The 768-nt window shown below is 71.0% G+C and carries 2 protein-coding genes; both read right to left on the bottom strand.

The genetic code is table 11. The annotated features are described in order from the left end of the window. Positions 1 to 487: nitrilase-related carbon-nitrogen hydrolase (locus A5709_RS16300; protein ID WP_304442541.1), on the bottom strand; the 487-nt coding region annotated here is incomplete at its 3' end. 25 nt (positions 488 to 512) lie between these two features. Next, the coding region (locus A5709_RS16295) for a DUF2505 domain-containing protein (RefSeq protein ID WP_156744830.1) at positions 513 to 768 on the bottom strand (256 nt) is incomplete at its 5' end.

Raw genomic sequence — 768 nt, 5'->3', positions numbered from 1 at the left:
CGCCGCGGCGGGCCAGCTCGGTGTAGAGGGCCGGGAAGCGGATGTCGTAGCAGACGGTCAGCCCCACCCGCACGCCGGCGACCGTGATCACCACCGGCTCGCGGCCGGGGGCGACGGTGCGGGACTCGGTGAAGCCGAAGGCGTCGTAGAGATGGATCTTGTCGTAGTGCGTGTCCGGCTCGTTGGGACTGCCAGGACCGGCCGCGATCAGCGTGTTCTTCACCCGCCCGTCCCCGGCCGGGGTAAACATGCCGGCAACCACCGTGATGCCGCTGTCGGCCGCGACGCCCCGCACTCCGGCCGCCCACGGCCCGTCGACCGGTTCGGCGATCGGGGCCAGCGGAACCCCGAACCGGCACATTGTCGCCTCCGGGAACACCACCAACTTCGCGCCGGCGTCGGCGGCCCGGCCGCTGTATTCGCGCACCAGCTCCAAGTTGGCGGACGGGTCGGTGCCGCTGAGGATCTGCGCCAACGCGATTCGCATGGGCGCCAGCTTAGGCTCGGCGTCCTCAGGCCGTTTTGGCGATCCACTCCGTGGTGAACCGCTGCTCCGCCGCCACCAGCTCGGCCAGTCGGGTGCCGATGATGTTCTCCAGCTTGCCGCCGATGATCGGGACGCGTACCTGGACGGTGGCCCGGAAGGTCAGCCGCGCACCGCCCGTCGCCAAGATTGTCGAGAGCGTGGCGGTGCCCTTCAGATTCACCGGCGCGTCCAAGATCGACCCGAGGACCGAACCCTGCGCGGCGCCGTCCGCGACCGGCCCC

Source organism: Mycobacterium sp. E1386, from assembly GCF_001672745.1.
Classification (GTDB): domain Bacteria; phylum Actinomycetota; class Actinomycetes; order Mycobacteriales; family Mycobacteriaceae; genus Mycobacterium.
The sequence above is the reverse complement of the archived record's forward strand: the minus strand, read 5'-3'. Positions and strand labels throughout refer to the sequence as shown.